Annotated in this window: 15 protein-coding genes; 14 read left to right on the forward strand and 1 reads right to left on the reverse strand. The window is 61.0% G+C overall.

Features of this window, described 5'->3' with window-relative positions:
• The first annotated feature begins 477 nt into the window (after positions 1–477).
• The 14 genes from gcbA (at position 478) to AB4Z35_RS02605 (ending at position 19,204) form a co-directional block, all read left to right on the forward strand.
• Positions 478–2,148 (forward strand): diguanylate cyclase GcbA, encoded by a 1,671-nt coding sequence (gene gcbA, locus AB4Z35_RS02540; RefSeq protein WP_442095917.1) that lies wholly within the window; start codon positions 478–480, stop codon positions 2,146–2,148.
• Positions 2,149–3,103: 955 nt separating this feature from the next.
• A complete protein-coding gene (locus AB4Z35_RS02545; RefSeq protein ID WP_442096124.1) occupies positions 3,104–4,147 on the forward strand; it encodes a methyl-accepting chemotaxis protein in 1,044 nt (347 codons plus the stop codon).
• A gap of 161 nt (positions 4,148–4,308) precedes the next feature.
• Positions 4,309–6,054, forward strand: coding sequence for a protein-disulfide reductase DsbD (locus tag AB4Z35_RS02550; protein WP_442095918.1), 1,746 nt, complete (start codon positions 4,309–4,311; stop codon positions 6,052–6,054).
• Between the two features lie 132 nt (positions 6,055–6,186).
• Positions 6,187–6,639 carry a type II 3-dehydroquinate dehydratase gene (gene aroQ / locus AB4Z35_RS02555; protein WP_007994226.1) on the forward strand — a complete coding sequence of 151 codons (453 nt, stop codon included), beginning with the start codon at positions 6,187–6,189 and terminating at the stop codon, positions 6,637–6,639.
• Between the two features lie 48 nt (positions 6,640–6,687).
• Positions 6,688–7,149, forward strand: a complete 462-nt coding sequence (accB, locus tag AB4Z35_RS02560) for an acetyl-CoA carboxylase biotin carboxyl carrier protein (protein ID WP_322615668.1) — start codon at positions 6,688–6,690, stop codon at positions 7,147–7,149.
• A gap of 17 nt (positions 7,150–7,166) precedes the next feature.
• Entirely contained in the window at positions 7,167–8,525 is a 1,359-nt protein-coding gene (accC, locus tag AB4Z35_RS02565; protein WP_429366255.1) for an acetyl-CoA carboxylase biotin carboxylase subunit, read from the forward strand.
• Positions 8,526–8,816: 291 nt separating this feature from the next.
• Complete coding sequence (prmA, locus tag AB4Z35_RS02570) at positions 8,817–9,695, forward strand: 50S ribosomal protein L11 methyltransferase (protein WP_442095919.1); 879 nt, start codon at positions 8,817–8,819, stop codon at positions 9,693–9,695.
• Positions 9,696–9,725: 30 nt separating this feature from the next.
• Positions 9,726–10,979 carry a DUF3426 domain-containing protein gene (locus tag AB4Z35_RS02575; protein ID WP_442095920.1) on the forward strand — a complete coding sequence of 418 codons (1,254 nt, stop codon included), beginning with the start codon at positions 9,726–9,728 and terminating at the stop codon, positions 10,977–10,979.
• Between the two features lie 184 nt (positions 10,980–11,163).
• A complete protein-coding gene (gene dusB, locus AB4Z35_RS02580; protein WP_442095921.1) occupies positions 11,164–12,174 on the forward strand; it encodes a tRNA dihydrouridine synthase DusB in 1,011 nt (336 codons plus the stop codon).
• Positions 12,171–12,491, forward strand: coding sequence for a DNA-binding transcriptional regulator Fis (gene fis / locus AB4Z35_RS02585; RefSeq protein WP_007907419.1), 321 nt, complete (start codon positions 12,171–12,173; stop codon positions 12,489–12,491). Before dusB ends, fis begins: the two co-directional genes overlap by 4 nt.
• A gap of 81 nt (positions 12,492–12,572) precedes the next feature.
• A complete protein-coding gene (gene purH, locus AB4Z35_RS02590; protein ID WP_442095922.1) occupies positions 12,573–14,180 on the forward strand; it encodes a bifunctional phosphoribosylaminoimidazolecarboxamide formyltransferase/IMP cyclohydrolase in 1,608 nt (535 codons plus the stop codon).
• Positions 14,181–14,369: 189 nt separating this feature from the next.
• Positions 14,370–15,665 (forward strand): phosphoribosylamine--glycine ligase, encoded by a 1,296-nt coding sequence (gene purD / locus AB4Z35_RS02595; RefSeq protein ID WP_108230359.1) that lies wholly within the window; start codon positions 14,370–14,372, stop codon positions 15,663–15,665.
• Positions 15,666–15,764: 99 nt separating this feature from the next.
• Positions 15,765–18,542, forward strand: coding sequence for a response regulator (locus AB4Z35_RS02600; protein ID WP_442095923.1), 2,778 nt, complete (start codon positions 15,765–15,767; stop codon positions 18,540–18,542).
• Positions 18,543–18,607: 65 nt separating this feature from the next.
• On the forward strand, positions 18,608–19,204 hold the full coding sequence (locus AB4Z35_RS02605) for a MarC family protein (RefSeq protein WP_007994238.1): 597 nt from the start codon (positions 18,608–18,610) through the stop codon (positions 19,202–19,204).
• A gap of 84 nt (positions 19,205–19,288) precedes the next feature.
• Here AB4Z35_RS02605 and AB4Z35_RS02610 read toward each other — a convergent pair whose 3' ends face one another.
• A complete protein-coding gene (locus AB4Z35_RS02610; RefSeq protein WP_442095924.1) occupies positions 19,289–19,840 on the reverse strand; it encodes a hypothetical protein in 552 nt (183 codons plus the stop codon).
• Positions 19,841–19,993: the final 153 nt, after the last annotated feature.

A 19,993-nucleotide genomic window follows, 5' to 3' on the forward strand; every position in this document is an offset into this window, starting at 1 on the left:
ATCCTTTCAAGCTCTTGAGTTCACGGTTCGACCACAACCATACAACAACGTGCCTTGGCCCGGCACCCGCCATTGCATCGATGGGGAAAATTACCGGGCTTGCGAATGAAAAGAGTTCCTGCGCACCTGACGCCCCTGCGGCCATCGAAATCCCCCTTATGGTTTGGATTGCCCCCTCAGGGAATCCCCGATCCCCTGAGGGGAAAGAAACCGGGCCGACCAGCACTGGCAAAAAACCATGAACGGCCCAATGTCAGCCACTCGCCAATTGCCACCCCACTTCCCTCAAGTGCCCTGATTCAAGCACTTTGCCCCCGGCACAGCGCGACTTTAAAGGCCGAAGCCTGACCGCCCAGTCACAAACTGAATGAACTCACATTGCAGATTATTGACGTACAACACTCATGTAACGGAAAAGTGGTGCTAGCATAGAGCCACCAGTCGACCTCAGTGTGCACCCTAACTAGTAGTCAGGATATGACCGAGCCAGAAGACCCCAGCCGCGAGCGCCTCAAGCACCACTTTGCCCAGCGGGTAATTCATCAGGCTCGTCAGATTCTTGAGATATGGCAGCGCCTGCAACGCAGTGAGTGGTCCACCGCCGACCTGTCGGAACTGAGCGAGGCCAATCTGCGCCTGCTGCGTTTCGCCGAGCGTTTCGAGCAACCGGAACACACACAACTGGCCCACCACATCGGTCAGTCCCTGGAGGCTGTCGACGCCAATCGCGGACGCCTGAGCAGCGGCCTGATCACCGACCTCAATCGCTTGATGCAGCGCCTGTCGCGCACCGGCCTGCGCCATGGCGATCAGCTAGATCAAACCTTCCTGCCACCGCTGCGCAAGCCCATCTACATAATGCTGCAGGATCACGACCGTGCCGAACGCCTGGCCAAGCAACTGGAATTCTTCGGGCTCAGCGCCCAGTCCCTGGACAGCGTAGACGCGTTTCGCTCATCGATGGTCGAGCGCCTGCCGGCGGCGATTGTCATGGACGTGGATTTCAGCGGCCCCGGTGTCGGCCTGAAACTGGCCGCCGAAGCCCAGGACGGCCTGGACCACCGCTTGCCGCTGCTGTTCTTCAGCCTGCACGAAACCGACACACCGACCCGCCTCGCCGCCGTGCGTGCCGGTGGCCAGGAGTTCCTCACCGGCACCCTCGAAGCGTCGAGCCTGCTGGAGAAAATCGAAGTCCTGACCTGCGTCGCCCAGTACGAACCTTATAAAGTGCTGATCATCGACGACTCCCGCGCCCAGGCCCTGCATACCGAGCGCCTGCTCAACAGCGCCGGGATCGTCACCCGGACATTGATCGAACCGATCCAGGCCATGGCCGAACTGGCGGACTTCCAGCCGGACCTGATCATCCTCGACATGTACATGCCGGCCTGCACCGGTACGGAATTGGCCAAAGTGATCCGTCACAACGACCGCTATGTCAGCGTGCCGATCATTTACCTGTCGGCCGAAGACGACCTGGACAAGCAGCTCGACGCCATGAGCGAGGGCGGCGATGACTTCCTGACCAAACCGATCAAGCCCCGGCACCTGATCACCACCGTGCGCAACCGCGCAGCAAGGGCCCGCAATCTCAAGGCACGGATGGTCCGCGACAGCCTCACCGGCCTGTACAACCACACGCATATCCTGCAATTGCTCGAAGACTGCTCGTTCCGCGCCCGCCGCGAAAGCAAGCCGCTGAGCTTTGCCATGCTCGACATCGACCACTTCAAACGGGTCAATGACAGCCACGGCCACCCCATGGGCGACCGGGTGATCAAGAGCCTGGCGCTGTTTCTCAAGCAACGCCTGCGCAAAACCGACTTCATCGGCCGATACGGTGGCGAAGAATTCGCCATCGTCATGCCGGACACCGATATCGAAGCGGCCTACAACGTGCTCGATGAAATCCGTCAGCGTTTTGCCGAGATTCACTACCCCGCGCAACCCCAGGATCTGTGGTGCACCTTCAGTGCCGGGGTGGTGGAGTTATGCGAAAGCTCTGACAGCCTGATGATGGCCAGCCAGGCAGACGAGGCGCTGTACCGTGCCAAGGGTGGCGGACGCAATCGCGTACAGGCCGCTCGCACATCAAAGCAAAGTGCCACTTTTTTATCGGAATCGACCGATACGGTCATAACCCTGTAACAGAAACGCAATAACTTCAGGCACTTACCATTTCTGCCGTTGGTAGTCCGTAATGCGCCTGAAGCTGCTGACCAATCTCAATACCCTCCTTCTGGTGGCCGTGTGCGTGGCCCTCGGCGCTACGCTGTGGTGGTCGCAGAAAGCCCTTGAGCGTCCGTATCTATTAATGGAGCGCTACCTGGGCCTGTCGCAGCAATTTCAGAATGAAGTCGCCCGCAGCATCGAGGATTATCTTGGCAGCGGCGATGCACTGCGCCTGAGCAGTGCCGCCCAAGGCATCGACAGCCTGCAAAAACAGCTCGGCGAATTGCCACCGGCCTTGGCCGAGACGTTGCGTCCCAGCCTGTCGACCCTTGAAGAATTCAGCAAAACCGACCTGCTGGCCGCCGGCAAACTGGCAGGCGACCCGCAGGCCTTGCTGCTGCAGGCCGAACGGGAACTGAGTGCCAGCCTCGATCAGCTCAGCCAGTACGCCAGCGGTAATGCGACCTACCTGACGCCGCTGCTCACCGCGTCGCAGCACTTGGGCAAATTGTCGCTGGCGCGGGACAAATTGGTCAGCAGCGGCCGCAGTGAACTGGCCGCCGATGTCGAACGCGAAGTCGCCAACATCCGTACCCAGGCCGAAAAACTGGACGCCCTGCCGTTGCTGGGCGTGACCACCAGCAGCGAATCGAACACCGATGACTTCGCCTCGATGATGGGCCTTGAGAACAAGGAAAAAACCGTCGCCGAAGATGCTGGCGTCGGCCTCAAGCGCGAGCTCAACAGCCTGCTCACCCGCTACCCGGCCGAACTCTCGCGCACCCGCGATCAAATCCGCAAACGCGCCGACCTCAGCTCCGCGACGCACTTGAAAATCGCCGACGTGCAACAGGCCATCGCCGGACTGGAACCGGTGGTACGCGCCCAGCACGGGCAGATCCAGGGTGAAGTGCGGCTGATGCAAGGCGTGATGATCGGCTTGATCCTGTTGATCGCGCTGCTGATCGACACCCTGCAACGCAAACTGGCCCGGACCCTGACCAACCTTGCCCCGGCCCTGTCGACCTGGGCCGAAGGTGACTTCAGCCGCGACATTCAACTGGGCAACACCAACCGCGAATTGCATGACATTGAAGCCTCGCTCAACCGCTTGCGCGCGTATCTGGTGGACCTGGTGGGGACCATTCGCCTCAATGCCGAGCAAGTGGCCGGCAGCAGCCGCACCCTGGCCGATCTGAGCAACGACCTGCATAGCGGCGCCGAGCATCAGGCCGGCGATACGGCGCTGATCCGCGACTCCCTCAGCGAGCTGGAAGCGACCATTCAGCAAGTCGCCGGCGATGCCAGCCAGGCTGCCGACGCCAGCCGCCACGCCGGCCTGGCCGTGGAGCACGGACAGAAAGTCATCGGCCTGAGCCTCACCGGCCTGCATGCACTGGTGGGAGAAGTGCAAGGCAATGCGCAGATGATCGAACACCTGGCCGAAGAGTCGGCCACCATTGGCGGCGTGTTGACGGTGATCCGCTCAATTGCCGACCAGACCAATCTGCTGGCCTTGAACGCGGCCATCGAAGCGGCCCGCGCCGGGGAAATGGGACGAGGCTTTGCGGTGGTGGCGGAAGAGGTTCGCTCACTGGCGCAACGTACTGCCGGGGCCACCGCAGAAATCCAGACGCTGATCGCAGGACTGCAAACCGCTGCGCGGCAATCGGTGGAAGGCATGCGTGCCCAGGTCGAACACGCCGAAGCCACGGCCAACCAGGCCCAGGCCGCCGATGGCGCGCTGGATAAAATCGTCGGGGCGATCCAGACCATTTCCGACACGGCAGTGCGCATCGCCGATGTCACCGCCCAGCAAAGCGGCGCTGTCAGCGAGATCCGTGACCACAGTGAGCGAATTCATCAGTTGGGCGGGGATAACCTGCTGCGCATTGGCGAAGGCCGTGAGCAAGGGGAGAATTTGCTGGTGCTGGGTGGGCGATTGCACACCGCCGTTCAAGCTTTTCGCGTCTGACACACCGCCATCGCGAGCAAGCTCGCTCCCACATTGGAATGTTGTCCCTGTGGGAGCGAGCCTGCTCGCGATGGCGTCAGAACATTCACAGCAAGACTCCTGCTCTGCACGCCTGGCCACTGTCCGCTATCATCCCCCCAATTCCGATACGCGAGATCGTCATGCGCCGTCTGCTCTGCCTGCTGTTTTTAGTGTTCGCCCTGCCGGCCAGCGCCACCGGCTTGCTGGAGAACCGCCCCAGCTCCACCTTGGGCTCGATCAACAACAGCGCCGATTTCCTGCCGGTGCGCGAAGCCTTCCAACTGAGTCTGGTAGAAAGCACGCCCCAATCGATCAAGCTGCGCTTCGTCGCCACCGAAGGTTATTACCTCTACCGCCACCGTTTTCAGTTTCACGCCGATCCAGCCGATGTTGTCCTCGGCCCGGCAAAACTGCCCGACGGTCAGAAAAAGCACGATGAATACTTCGGCGACGTCGAGGTCTACCACGGCATTCTCGACGTCGAGTTGCCGCGCACCGATCAACGCGCCTTCACCCTGGCCGTGACCTATCAGGGTTGCGCCGACAAAGGCCTGTGCTATCCGCCGGAAACCGAGCGCCTGAGCATCGACGGCAGCGGCGCTCCGGCGCCGGTTTATCCATGGAGCTGGCGCGAACTGGCGTTGTTTTTCCTCGCGGGCCTGGGCCTGACGTTCACGCCCTGCGTGCTGCCCATGCTGCCGATCCTGTCCGGCGTGGTGCTACGCGGCCAGGTGGGTGGCTGGCGCGGTTTCAATCTGTCTCTGGCCTATGTGCTGCCGATGGCTGCCTGCTTTGCCCTGCTCGGTGCGCTGATGGGGCTGTTCGGTGCCCAGCTCAATCTACAGGCGCGGCTGCAATCGGCCTGGGTGCTGGTGCCGTTCGCGATGTTTTTCGCCGTGTTTGCATTGGCGATGTTCGGTGTATTCGAACTCAAATTGCCGCACGCCATCAGCAGTCGCCTGGACCGCATCGCCGGTCGTACCAAAGGCGGATCACTGTGGGGCGCCGCGGTGTTGGGCGTGGTCTCCAGCTTGCTGGTTTCACCCTGTGTTTCGGCGCCATTGGCCGGTGCGCTGCTGTACATCAGTGCCAGTGGCGATGCGCTGGGCGGTGGCCTGAAACTGTTCATGCTCGGCCTCGGCATGGGTGCTCCGCTGTTGCTGGTGGCCACCGGTGGCGCAGCCTGGCTGCCGAAAAGCGGTCCGTGGCTGGTCTACGTGAAAAACGCGATAGGTGTGTTGTTGCTCGGGTTGGCCGTCGGGCTGCTCGGCCGCGTCCTTCCGGGTCAGGTCACCTTGCTGCTGATCGGTTTGCTGGCCGGCGGTGTCGGCTTGTTCATGGGGGCGCTGGAGTTCGTCTATAAACCACCGCGCAAACGCCTGGGCCAATTGCTCGGCATGTTTTTGCTGTTTTACGCGCTGGCTTGCTGGTATGGCGCCTTCAGCGGCCAGACCGACCCGCTCAACCCGATTGGCCAGCCCCGCACCGTCGACAACAGCGGACCCGTGCAAAACACCAGCGCCTGGCAAACCGTCAGCACGCCGGCCGATCTGGACCGCGCACTCGCCGACGCCCGATCATCCGGCACACCGCTGCTGCTCGACTGGTACGCCGACTGGTGCATCAGCTGCAAAGTCATCGAGCATGAGGTGCTGGACGACCCGATCGTCGTCGAACGCCTCAAGGGTTACCGACTGATCCGCTTCGACATCACCGCCAGCAATGCCGAACAACGCGCCCTGCTCGACCGCTACCACTTGTTCGGTCCTCCAGCGCTGATGTTTTTTGGCAAGGACGGCGTCGAACGTGCCGAGGTGCGGGTGATCGGTGAGATCAATGCCAAAGACTTCGCCGAACGTGTTACCAGGGCGAATGACCAAATTTAATCAAGCAGTCATATATTTCGCGCAAACATCGGTCATCGTGCTGGCTATTGCAGAGAACTGGACAGTCACAAAGGCTTTGCGGCATAGTCGCCGGGTTCTGACAATTGCTCACGGAAAATAAAGGAACAGCCGATGGCGACCCTACTGGTTCTGCACGGACCCAACCTGAACTTGCTCGGCACTCGCGAACCGGGCACCTACGGCGCCACGACGCTGGCGCAGATCAACCAGGATCTGGAACGCCGTGCCCGCGAAGCCGGTCACCATTTGCTGCACCTGCAAAGCAATGCCGAGTACGAATTGATCGACCGCATCCACGCTGCCAGCAGCGAAGGCGTGGACTTCATTCTGATCAACCCAGCAGCTTTTACACATACAAGTGTCGCATTACGTGACGCGCTGCTGGCTGTGAGCATCCCATTCATCGAAGTGCATTTGTCTAACGTGCACAAACGCGAACCTTTCCGCCATCACTCTTACTTCTCCGACGTAGCGGTGGGAGTGATCTGCGGCCTTGGCGCCAGCGGTTATCGACTGGCCCTGGAGGCCGCCCTAGAGCAGCTTGAAAGACAGGCAACAGCTTGAACAACAAGCGTTAAACGCCCCTGACCGACCCTTGGGAGTTGATGATTCATGGATATCCGTAAAGTTAAGAAACTGATCGAATTGCTGGAAGAGTCCGGCATCGACGAGCTCGAGATCAAGGAAGGCGAAGAGTCCGTACGCATCAGCCGTCATAGCAAGACCCCGGCTCAGCAGTACTACGCGCCGGCTCCAATGCCTGCTCCGGTTGCCGCGCCTGCCGCTGCCGCCGCTCCGGCTGCCGCTGCTGCACCTGCCGCCGCCGCTCCAGCACTGAACGGTGCCGTTGCCCGTTCGCCGATGGTCGGTACGTTCTATCGCAAGTCTTCGCCAACCTCGCCGTCCTTCGTAGAAGTCGGCCAGACCGTGAAGAAAGGCGACACCCTGTGCATCGTTGAAGCCATGAAGATGATGAACCACATCGAAGCTGAAACCAGCGGTGTGATCGAATCCATCCTCGTCGAAGACGGCCAGCCGGTTGAGTACGACCAACCGCTGTTCACCATCGTTTGAACCGCGGAGAGCCTTTGATGACTGCGAAGTTGGAAAAAGTTCTGATCGCCAACCGCGGTGAGATCGCCCTGCGGATCCTGCGCGCCTGCAAAGAGATGGGCATCAAGACCGTCGCCGTTTACTCCAAGGCTGACAAGGAACTGATGCACCTGGGCCTGGCAGACGAATCCGTCTGCATCGGTCCGGCATCGGCCGCCCACTCCTACCTGCACATTCCGGCAATCATCGCCGCGGCCGAAGTGACTGGCGCCACCGCCATTCACCCGGGCTACGGCTTCCTTGCGGAAAACGCCGACTTCGCCGAACAGGTCGAGAAATCCGGCTTCGCGTTCATTGGCCCGAAAGCCGAAACCATTCGCCTGATGGGCGACAAGGTATCGGCCAAGCACGCCATGATCGCTGCTGGCGTACCGACCGTTCCGGGCTCTGACGGCCCGTTGCCGGAAGACGAAGAAACCGCTCTGCGCATTGGTCGCGAAGTTGGCTACCCGGTGATCATCAAAGCCGCTGGCGGCGGCGGTGGTCGTGGCATGCGCGTTGTACACAAGGAAGAAGACCTGATTTCCTCGGCGAAACTGACCCGCTCCGAAGCGGGCGCAGCGTTCGGCAACCCGATGGTTTATCTGGAAAAATTCCTGACCAACCCACGTCACGTGGAAGTCCAGGTACTTTCCGATGGCCAGGGCCACGCTATCCATCTGGGCGACCGCGACTGCTCGCTGCAGCGCCGTCACCAGAAGGTTCTTGAAGAAGCGCCGGCACCGGGCATCGACGAGAACGCACGTGAGGAAGTCCTCGCACGCTGCGTCAAGGCGTGCATCGACATCGGCTACCGTGGCGCAGGTACTTTCGAGTTCCTGTACGAAAACGGTCGCTTCTACTTCATCGAGATGAACACTCGTGTCCAGGTAGAGCACCCGGTTTCGGAAATGGTCACCGGCATCGACATCGTCAAGGAGATGCTCAGCATCGCCGCCGGCAACAAGCTGTCGTTCACCCAGGATGACGTGGTCATCCGTGGTCACGCGCTGGAATGCCGGATCAACGCCGAAGACCCGAAAACCTTCATGCCGAGCCCGGGCACGGTCAAGCATTTCCACGCCCCAGGCGGCAACGGCGTTCGCGTCGACTCGCACCTGTACAGTGGCTATGCCGTTCCGCCGAACTACGATTCGTTGATCGGCAAGCTGATCACCTACGGCGCAACCCGCGACGAAGCCATGGCGCGCATGCGCAATGCGCTGGACGAAATCGTGGTCGACGGGATCAAGACCAACATCCCGCTGCACCGCGACCTGACCCGCGATGAAGGCTTCTGCAAAGGGGGCGTGAACATTCACTACCTCGAGCACAAGCTGGCTGGCGAAAAGCACTAAGCTTTAGCTGGCACAAAACAAAGCCGCCTTCGGGCGGCTTTGTTGTTTCTGGACATTGCAACAACCCATGTAGCAGCTGGCGAAGCCTGCGTTCGGCTGCGCAGCAGTCGTAAAACCTGAGTGCGAGGTCTACCTGAATTCACGACTGCTGCGCAGCCGAACGCAGGCTTCGCCAGCTGCTACAAGCGGCATCACAGCGAGCCAATCCCACAAAAGCCCCGCGCTCGCGTAAACTTGCGCGCTTCTCGCAGCCCGCTAGGCTGCAATCAACATTTTTCAAAGGTGCCCGCCATGCCTTGGCTGCAAGTACGTCTCGCCATCAGCCCAGAACAAGCCGAAACCTATGAAGACGCTTTCCTTGAAGTGGGCGCCGTGTCGGTGACCTTCATGGACGCCGAAGATCAGCCGATCTTCGAGCCGGAACTCAACACCACGCCGCTGTGGTCCCACACTCACCTGCTGGCCCTGTTCGAAGGTGGCACCGAGCCCGGCCCGGTACTGGCCCATCTGGAGCTGTTGACCGGCAGCCCGCTGCCCGAGCACCACAGCGAAGTGATCGAAGACCAGGACTGGGAACGCAGCTGGATGGACAATTTCCAGCCAATGCGTTTCGGCCAGCGCCTGTGGATCGTGCCGAGCTGGCACGCCGCGCCGGAACCGGATGCCGTGAATTTGCTGCTGGACCCGGGCCTGGCGTTCGGCACCGGCACCCACCCGACCACCGCGTTGTGCCTGGAATGGCTTGACGGCCAGGACCTGAAGGACTGCAACGTGCTGGACTTCGGCTGCGGTTCGGGGATCCTGGCGATCGCCGCGCTGTTGCTGGGCGCCAGGGAAGCCGTGGGCACCGACATCGACGTGCAGGCGCTGGAAGCCTCCCGCGACAATGCCGGGCGCAACAACATCGCCGAACACCTGTTCCCGCTGTACCTGCCGGAAGATTTGCCGCAAGTGCAGGCCGACGTGCTGGTGGCCAACATTCTCGCCGGCCCGCTGGTTTCCCTGGCGCCGCAGCTGTCCGGCCTGGTCAAGTCCGGCGGGCGCCTGGCGCTGTCGGGCATCCTCGCCGAACAAGGTGACGAAGTCGCTGCCGCCTACGCCAAGGACTTCGATCTGGATCCGATCGCCAATCGCGATGGTTGGGTGCGCATCACTGGCCGTCGGCGCTAGAATGGCTGCCTGCATAATCCGGATCGCCGCATGACCGATAGCTTCGTCACCCAGTGCCCGCATTGCCAAACCAGCTTCCGCGTCAGCCATGCCCAGTTGAGCGTGGCTCGCGGGGTGGTTCGCTGCGGCTCCTGTCTGCAGGTGTTCAATGCCGCCAGGCAGTTGCTCGAGCAGGCCGGCAAGGAACCAGCGGTTGCGACGCCGCTCCCGCCTGTACAGCCTGCCCAGCCCCTCGAACCATCGCCGCCGCGCGCCATCAGCCAAAAGCAATGGAGCGCGACCGAGCTGGATCTGGACAGTCTCGACCTCGACGAAGAACTCGCCCGGCTCGAACAGCGGGAAATCCAGCCGGCCACCGAGCTCGGCCGCCATCGCGACGACTCGCTGAGCGCCCGTCGCGACAGCACCGGGCAGGATGACGAGGAGCCGTGGTCCGACAGCCTGTTCAGTGAGTCGGCGGCCGATCGTGCGCAAGTCGACGAACCGTTCGACAGCCTTGAATCGCCAGAGCCGACGGTCGAACCGGGCAAAGCCTCACGCACCGAACCTTCGCTGTCTCTGGAACCGGTTGATCTCGACGACGAGCCGCAACCACCCCATTTACGCCTGCACGACCCACTCGATGCGCCACTGAGCCACGAACGCCTGTCGGCGGCCGACGAGAGCGAATCCGACGACAACCTGCCCTCGATCGAACCGCTGCGCAAGCGGCGCGAACGCAGTGAGCCGGGCGTGCGTGCCGAAGTGCTGCAAGACCTGACCGACGACCCGCTGCAACTGGACTGGCAAAAACGCCGCTCGCCCTGGGGCCGGCGGCTGCTGTGGTTGCTGCTGGTGCTGATTGCCGCTGGCGCCCTCGCCGGCCAGTACATTGCCTACCATTTCGACGAACTGGCGCGACAGGATCAATATCGTCCGTGGTTCCAGCAACTGTGCCCGCAAATCGGCTGCACCGTGCCCTCCAAGGTCGACATCGCGAAAATCAAAAGCAGCAACCTGGTGGTGCGCAGCCATCCCGACTTCAATGGCGCACTGGTGGTCGATGCGATCATCTATAACCGCGCGCCCTTCTCCCAGCCCTTCCCGCTGCTGGAACTGCGCTTCGCCGACCTCAATGGCCACCTGATCGCCAGTCGCCGCTTCAAACCCGGCGAGTACCTCAATGGCGATCTCGAAGGCATGGCGGAAATGCCTCCGCAAACGCCGATCCACATCGCCCTGGACATTCTCGACCCTGGTGCCAAGGCCGTGAACTACAGTCTGAGCTTTCACTCTCCGGAGTGAAACGCTTGATCGCTCCCGGATTAACGTCGGCTTTCTGACTCCCCCTGGCAAACCAAACCACGGGTAATAACAGAATAACTGTTCAGAATTTGTTCAATTCAGCCTTTATCCAGTCATCGAGAGCGGGTATCATGCCAACCCTTTTTCGAACTCTAATGATCCGGCCCCACAACAGGGAAGTCCTATGTCGGCGGTACGCATCGGCCCATACACATTACATAACAGCTTGATTCTCGCCCCCATGGCGGGTGTCACCGACCAGCCCTTTCGTCAGCTGTGCAAGCGCTTGGGCGCGGGACTGGTCGTCTCGGAAATGGTCACCAGCGACATGAGTTTGTGGAACACCCGCAAATCGCGCATGCGCATGATCCACGAAGGTGATCCCGAGCCACGCTCGGTACAGATCGCCGGTGGAGACGCGCAGATGCTGGCGGACGCCGCCCGTGCCAACGTTGAAATGGGCGCGCAGATTATTGATATCAACATGGGCTGTCCGGCCAAAAAAGTCTGCAACAAGGCTGCCGGTTCCGCACTGTTGAAAGATGAAGCCCTGGTAACCGAGATCCTGCAGGCCGTCGTGGCTGCGGTCGATGTGCCGGTTACCCTGAAGATCCGGACCGGCTGGGACCGGGACAACAAGAACGGCCTGACGGTGGCGAAGATTGCCGAACAGGCAGGCATTACGGCGCTGGCGGTGCATGGCCGCACCCGTGCCGACCTGTACACCGGTGAGGCCGAGTACGACACCATTGCCGCAATCAAGCAGGCGGTGTCGATTCCGGTCTTCGCCAACGGCGATATCGATTCGCCGGAAAAAGCCCGGTACGTGCTCGACGCGACCGGTGCCGATGGTTTGTTGATTGGCCGGGCTGCCCAGGGGCGGCCATGGATTTTTCGCGAGATCGACCATTTCCTGCGTACCGGCGAGAAACTCCCGGTGCTGGAACTGATCGAGGTGGAACGCATTCTGCTAGAGCATCTGGCTGCCCTGCACGCCTTCTATGGTGATGTCATGGGTGTACGCATTGCTCGAAAGCATGTGGGCTGGTATCTCGCAACCCTGCCGGGCGCCAGGGAGTTTCGCGCCCACTTCAATCGTTTGGATGGTACGGATACACAATGCGCCAACGTTCGGGCGTTTTTCGCCGAGCGTTACAAGAGCCTGACAGGGGACGGAGAGTGGGTGGCCGCATGACGATGATGACCGAGACTTTAGTGAGTGGAACAACACCCGTGAGCGACAACGTGAATTTGAAACAGCACCTCAATACGCCAAGCGAAGAAGGCCAGACCCTTCGCGGGAGTGTCGAGAAGGCGCTGCACAATTATTTCGCCCACCTTGAGGGCGCTGCCGTCACGGATGTGTACAACCTGGTGCTCTCCGAAGTCGAGGCTCCCCTGCTCGAGTGCGTGATGAATTACGTCAAGGGCAACCAGACCAAGGCCAGCGAGCTGCTCGGGCTGAACCGGGGCACGCTGCGCAAGAAACTCAAGCAGTACGATTTGCTGTAAGCATTCAATCAAACCAGAAAGGCGCCCGCGTAAAACCGGTCGCCTTTTTTGCTGACTCCTTTGCTTTTGATGGAAATTGAAATGACCGACCAGACTACCCGCCTGCCGATCCGCCGCGCTTTGATCAGCGTTTCCGACAAGACCGGGATCCTCGAATTCGCCAAGGAGCTTGAAGCCCTGGGCGTCGAGATCCTCTCCACCGGCGGGACGTTCAAGCTGCTGCAGGACAACGGCGTTGCCGCAGTGGAAGTCGCGGATTACACCGGTTTCGCAGAAATGATGGACGGCCGGGTGAAGACCCTGCACCCGAAAATCCACGGCGGGATCCTCGGTCGTCGCGGTATCGACGACGCGATCATGAACGAACACGGCATCAAGCCGATCGACCTGGTAGCGGTCAACCTGTACCCGTTCGAAGCCACCATCAGCAAGCCGGGCTGCGACCTGCCGACCGCCATCGAGAACATCGACATCGGCGGCCCGACCATGGTCCGTTCCGCAGCCAAGAACCACAAGGACGTGGCCATCGTGGTCAACGCCAGCGATTACGCCAGCGTCCTGGAAAACCTCAAGGCCGGCGGCCTGACCTACGCTCAGCGTTTCGACCTGATGCTCAAGGCCTTCGAGCACACCGCCGCCTACGACGGCATGATCGCCAACTACATGGGCACCGTGAACCAGGCTGCCGATACCCTCAGCACAGAAGGTCGCAACGAGTTCCCGCGCACCTTCAACAGCCAGTTCATCAAGGCCCAGGAAATGCGCTACGGCGAGAACCCGCACCAGAGCGCGGCGTTCTACGTGGAAGCCAAGCCTGCCGAAGTCGGCATCGCCACCGCGACCCAACTGCAAGGCAAGGAACTGTCGTACAACAACGTGGCCGACACCGATGCCGCGCTGGAATGCGTGAAGAGCTTCGTCAAGCCGGCTTGCGTGATCGTCAAGCACGCCAACCCGTGCGGCGTGGCTGTCAGCCCTGACGCCGAAGGCGGCATCCGCAAGGCCTACGACCTGGCCTACGCCACCGACACCGAATCCGCGTTCGGCGGCATCATCGCCTTCAACCGCGAACTGGACGCCGAGACCGCCAAGGCCATCGTCGAACGCCAGTTCGTCGAAGTGATCATTGCCCCGAGCGTCAGCGAAGAAGCCCGCGCCATTGTCGCCGCCAAAGCCAACGTACGCCTGCTGGCCTGCGGCGAGTGGTCGGCTGACCGCGCCGCTGCCTGGGACTACAAACGCGTCAACGGTGGCCTGCTGGTGCAGAGCCGCGACATCGGCATGATCGGCGCCGACGACCTGAAAGTGGTGACCAGGCGCGCACCGACCGAACAGGAAATCAACGACCTGATCTTCGCCTGGAAAGTCGCCAAGTACGTGAAGTCCAACGCCATCGTCTACGCCAAGAATCGCCAGACCATCGGTGTCGGCGCCGGCCAGATGAGCCGCGTGAACTCGGCGCGTATCGCCGCGATCAAGGCAGAACATGCCGGCTTGCAGGTAGCCGGTTCGGTGATGGCTTCCGACGCATTCTTCCCGTTTCGCGACGGTCTGGACAATGCGGCCAAGGCCGGCGTGACTGCCGTGATCCAGCCAGGCGGTTCGATGCGTGATGCTGAAGTGATTGCTGCTGCCGACGAAGCCGGTATCGCAATGGTCTTTACGGGCATGCGCCACTTCCGTCACTGATCCGACAACGGTCGCACTGAAACCGGCATCTGCTGCGTTGGAGCCGACCTCGATGATGCTCATTGCCAAAAGGCAACTCCGCTCATCGAGGCCGACTCCGCCTTGCATCTACCGGCTTCATTGCGACCTCCTATAGCGTGAAGCGCTTTAGGCTCTAAAACAGAATTAGCGTCATCCGAGGTTTTTGAAATGAATGTTTTGATCATTGGCAGCGGTGGCCGTGAACACGCACTGGCCTGGAAAGTGGCTCAGGATCCGCGCGTACAGAAGGTGTTCGTGGCTCCGGGCAACGCCGGTACCGCCATCGAAGCCAAGTGCGAGAACGTCGCCATCGACGTACTGGCGCTTGAGCAACTGGCAGACTTTGCCGAGAAAAACGTTTCCCTGACCATCGTTGGCCCTGAAGTGCCGCTGGTTGCCGGTGTTGTGGATCTGTTCCGCAGCCGTGGCCTCGATTGCTTCGGTCCGACCGCTGGCGCGGCACAGCTTGAAGGTTCGAAAGCCTTCACCAAGGACTTCCTGGCTCGCCACAAGATCCCGACTGCCGACTACCAGAATTTCACCGAAATCGAACCGGCCCTCGCTTACCTGCGTGAAAAAGGCGCTCCGATCGTGATCAAGGCCGATGGCCTGGCCGCCGGTAAAGGCGTGATCGTCGCCATGACCCTGGCCGAAGCCGAAGACGCCGTGCGCGACATGCTGGCGGGCAATGCCTTTGGCGATGCGGGTTCGCGTGTGGTCATCGAAGAGTTCCTGGACGGCGAAGAAGCCAGCTTCATCGTCATGGTCGACGGCAAGAACGTGCTGCCGATGGCCACCAGCCAGGACCACAAACGCGTCGGTGACGGCGACACCGGCCCGAACACCGGCGGCATGGGTGCTTACTCCCCGGCGCCAGTGGTCACCGCCGAAGTGCACAAGCGCGTCATGGACCTGGTGATCTGGCCGACCGTGCGCGGCATGGCCGAGGAAGGCAACGTCTATACTGGTTTCCTGTACGCCGGCCTGATGATCGACAAGGCTGGTAACCCAAAAGTCATCGAGTTCAACTGCCGCTTCGGCGACCCTGAGACCCAGCCGGTAATGCTGCGCCTGCAGTCGAGCCTGGTGCTGCTGGTCGAGGCCGCCCTGGCCCAGGCGCTGGACAAAGTAGAAGCACAATGGGATCCACGCCCTAGCGTCGGTATCGTCCTGGCCGCTGGCGGCTATCCTGGTGACTACGCCAAAGGCGCAGCCATCAAGGGGCTGGATGCAGCCGCCGCACTGGAAGGCAAGGTTTTCCACGCCGGCACTGCGCTCAAGGACGGTCAAGTCGTAACGGCCGGTGGTCGGGTGTTGTGCGCCACAGCCATGGGTGCCAGCGTCGACGCTGCACAGCAGCAGGCCTACAAGCTGGCGGCTACGATTGACTGGGAAGGCTGTTTCTATCGCAAGGACATTGGCTACCGCGCCATTGCCCGCGAGCGCGGCGAAAGTCAGGAATAAGGTAAACACCACGCCAGGCAGGGATCGCGATTCCTTGCCTGGCTATTCCGGCGCCGCGCATCGTTATATTCTGGCATCAACCTAAGAAGGGATTTCGCCGTGCGCTGGCTCAGGATTGCCATAAGCTTAACCGTCACGCTGTTGACCTTGCTCTGCATGCTACCGGCCCAGGCCGCGCAAGGCAGTGGCTGGGCGGTATTGCTTGACGAACAGGGCGACCTGCAACTGAGCGATATCCGTTCCGCTCGTTACACCAATCAATTCAGCCCCATCGAACTCGACCGCATTACCGCGGCCGAACCCGATGGCGCGTTATGGCTGCGATTCAGGCTTGCACCCGGCAAACACGAACAATTGCTGCGGGTGTTCGCGCCTGACCTGCGCCAGTTCAACATGTACGTACTGGACGGCGACAGGCTGATCGAGCAATCCAGCACAGGCAACGAACAGCCCCAATCCGAGCGTCCATTACCCGGCAGCGACCTCATGCTGGCCCTGCCGCAAAGCGACAGCCCCCTGGACGTCTACCTGCGACTGGCCTCCGACCACCAGTTACGGCCCTACATCACCCTGCAATCGGCGGTCATCGCGGCTGCCAACCAGAACCAGACGCTGATCTATGGCCTGCTGTTCGGTTGCATCGCCATGCTGATCCTGCACAATCTCATCCGCTACGCCTACACCCGCTCGCACAGCGCCCTCTGGCTGGCAGCGTGCGAAGGGCTGTTGATGCTCAGCCTGCTGCTGTTGCTGAACCTCGCCGGCCCTTTGCTACCGGACTGGCACGCAGTGCAAACGCCGGGGGCTTACCTGGCATTGCTGCTGACTGCGCCCGGCGGCCTGATGCTTGCCTATCGCTTCTTCTCCCCGCTCGGGCCACATCCGCTGAACCGGTTGCTGCTCGGCGAGGTCCTGCTCATCACCGCTTGCGGCCTGATGCTGCTGTTCGTCAATACCTTGCCGCTGAACTTCATTACCTACGGCCTGGTGGCCCTGGCAGGCCTGACCATGCTGTTCATCAGCGCCTATCACTGGCAAAAAGGTTATCGCCCGGCTCGCCTCTTCGTGGCAGCCATGGTGGTGTTCAACCTCGGGACACTGGTCATCCTGCCCGCCCTGTTGGGGCTGACCCTGATCGAACCCCATGGTCTGATCACTACATTGCTGGTGCTCATCTGCATCAGCGGCCTGCTGATGAGCATTGCGTTGAGCGAGCGCCAGCGCCGCATCATGGAAGACCGTTTCAGCATCAGTCGCGACCTGGCGGCCAGCAACGCCGAGATCAACGCCAAGGCCGAGTTCCTGGCAAAGATCAGCCATGAGATCCGCACCCCGATGAACGGCGTCCTCGGCATGACCGAGCTGCTGCTGGGCACGCCGCTTTCGGTCAAGCAACGCGACTATGTGCAGACAATCCACAGCGCCGGCAACGAGCTGCTGACACTGATCAACGAAATTCTCGACATTTCCAGACTCGAGTCCGGGCAGATCGAACTGGACGATGTGCAGTTCGACCTCAACGCGCTGATCGAAGACTGCCTGAGTATCTTCCGCGCCAAGGCCGAGCAGCAAAACGTCGAGTTGATCAGCTTCATCCAGCCACAGGTGCCGCGGGTGATCAGCGGTGATCCGACACGTCTGCGCCAGACGCTGTTGAGCCTGCTTGAAAACGCCCTGAAAAAAACCGATGAAGGCGAAATCCTGATCGTCGTGGCGCTCGACGAGCGCGACACCAAACCACGCCTGCGTATCGCCGTGCAGGACAGTGGCGAGCCCATGGAAGCTGAAGAGCGCGACGCCCTGATGCACGCCGAACTGCACAGCCGGCATTTTCTTTCGGCCACCCACCTGGGCGGCAACCTGGGGCTGGTGATTGCCCGCCAACTGATCCGCTTGATGCAGGGAGAATTCGGGATCAAGAGTGGCAGCAACCAGGGCAGCACTCTGTGGTTGACCCTGCCACTGGACCCGGATCGCCTCGAACACCCGACCTCCGATCTCGACGGCCCGCTGCAAGGTGCTCGGGTATTGGTGGTGGACGACAACGACACCTGCCGCAAGGTGCTGGTGCAGCAATGCAGCGCCTGGGGCCTGAACGTCAGCGCCGCGCCTTCCGGCAAGGAAGCGCTGGCACTGCTGCGCACCAAGGCTCATTTGCGCGATTACTTCGATGTGGTCCTGCTGGACCAGAACATGCCCGGCATGACCGGCATGCAACTGGCGGCCAAAATCAAGGAAGATCCGAGCCTGAACCATGACATCCTGCTGATCATGCTCACCGGCATCAGCAATGCGCCGAGCAAGATCATCGCGCGCAACTCCGGGATCAAGCGCATCCTCGCCAAACCGGTGGCCGGCTACACCCTCAAGACCACCCTGGCCGACGAACTGACCCAACGCAACAAAGGTCTCGTCGCCACCCACCCAGTGCAAAGCGGCCCGGCTCTGCCGATCAAGGTCCCCTGCGACTTCCGCATTCTGGTGGCCGAAGACAACAGCATTTCGACCAAGGTGATCCGCGGCATGCTGAGCAAGCTCAACCTGCAACCGGATACCGCCTGCAACGGCGAAGAAGCCTTGCAGGCGATGAAGGCCCAGCGCTACGACCTGGTGCTGATGGACTGCGAAATGCCGATCCTCGACGGCTTCTCGGCCACCCAGCAATTGCGTGCCTGGGAAGTCAGCAACCAGCGGGTCCGTACCCCCGTGGTGGCATTGACCGCCCATATCCTGGCCGAACACAAAGAGCGTGCGCGTCAGGCCGGCATGGACGGACACATGGCCAAGCCGGTCGAACTGTCGCAGTTGCGCGAATTGATCGAACACTGGGTCGCCCAGCGTGACCAGCAGAATCGCGCAACGACCCAAACGTCCTGAGCCGACAGACTGCGCAACCCCTGATAGACTCCCCCTCGACTTCCCTCGCCAGTGAGCCCGGCACCATGCTCCATGAGTTGTTCAGCGTTTACCTGAAGATGCTGGTGCTCTACAGCCCATTCTTCGTGTTGTCCTGCTTCATCAGCCTGACCCGTGGTTATTCGCGCAAGGAACAGCGGCGGCTGGCCTGGAAAGTAGCGGTCGCCACCCTGGTCTCCAGCGTTCTGCTGTACTTGTTCGGCCGAGTGATTTTCAGTGTTTTCGGCATTACCGTGGACGCATTCCGCATTGGCGCCGGTAGCGTCCTGTTCATCTCGGCGCTGGGGATGGCACAAGGCAAATCGGCGGTACAGACCGACAACGTGCAGCAGGATGTCACTATCGTCCCGCTGACCATCCCGCTGACCGTCGGCCCCGGCACCATAGGTGCCTTGCTCGTGATGGGCGTGAGCCAGCCGCACTGGGACGACAAGCTCACCGCCATTGTCAGCATTGCCCTGGCCAGCTTCACCGTGGGGGTGGTGCTTTATCTGTCCAGCCGCATCGAACGCATACTCGGCGACCAGGGCTTGCAGATTGTCAGCCGCTTGATGGGGCTGTTCGTGTGTGCACTGGCGGCGCAGATTATCTTCACCGGGGTCAGGGGCTACCTGGTGCCTTGAAGCGGCGGCTTGTCCGAACCCGAAAACAAGGCCCTGCGCATCGATCACAGGGCCTTGTCGTTTATGGCGTGCAAAGCCTTTCAGTCAGGACTGGAGTTTGCGCACGAACACCTTGTTTGAATAAGCTTCGATTTTCTCGTGGACCCGTTTACGGTAGTTTTCAAACGCCCGTCGGTCGAACACAAACACCCCGCCATCGGGAATGATCGCCAGCTCTCGATCGAATTCGCGCCACAGGAAAAAGTCGCTTTCAATCACGGTCGCGCTGTAGCGCAAGCCCAGCAGGCAGACGACCACCTCACCCGAAGCGAGCCGCTCGCAAGGCGCGCACTTGAGGATACCCGAGCCGCCATTGGCAACATTGCCGCGAAAGAAGTCCCAGGCAAACTCATCCAGCCGCAACGCCTGATAGGTGTCCTCGAGGAGCTGGCTCAAGCGCTCCACGCCCAAGCGGCCAATCACGCTGTAACTGGCGCCAAGCAATTGTCGGACACTCGTGACCCGGATCGGCTCGGCCGGAACGATGGTCTTGAGCCTGCATCCCGCCTTGAGCAATCGCCCTTGAAAATAATCGAACCAGACCTTCCTCGACACTTGGTCCGGGTATTTCTCATTGGCCGCCAGTTCCGCGTACAACAGGCAGTCCTGTATATCCTCTTGGTCTTGCGAGTTTACCTGTTGGGTAAAGGACAACAGACAACCACCCACTACAACAGCATTAACAGACGCAGGCATATTTACCCCATACAGTCAGTGCTTTAATCGGTTACATCGATCAAAGCCTGCCCG

It is taken from the genome of Pseudomonas sp. KB_15 (genome assembly GCF_052114525.1).
GTDB lineage: Bacteria > Pseudomonadota > Gammaproteobacteria > Pseudomonadales > Pseudomonadaceae > Aquipseudomonas.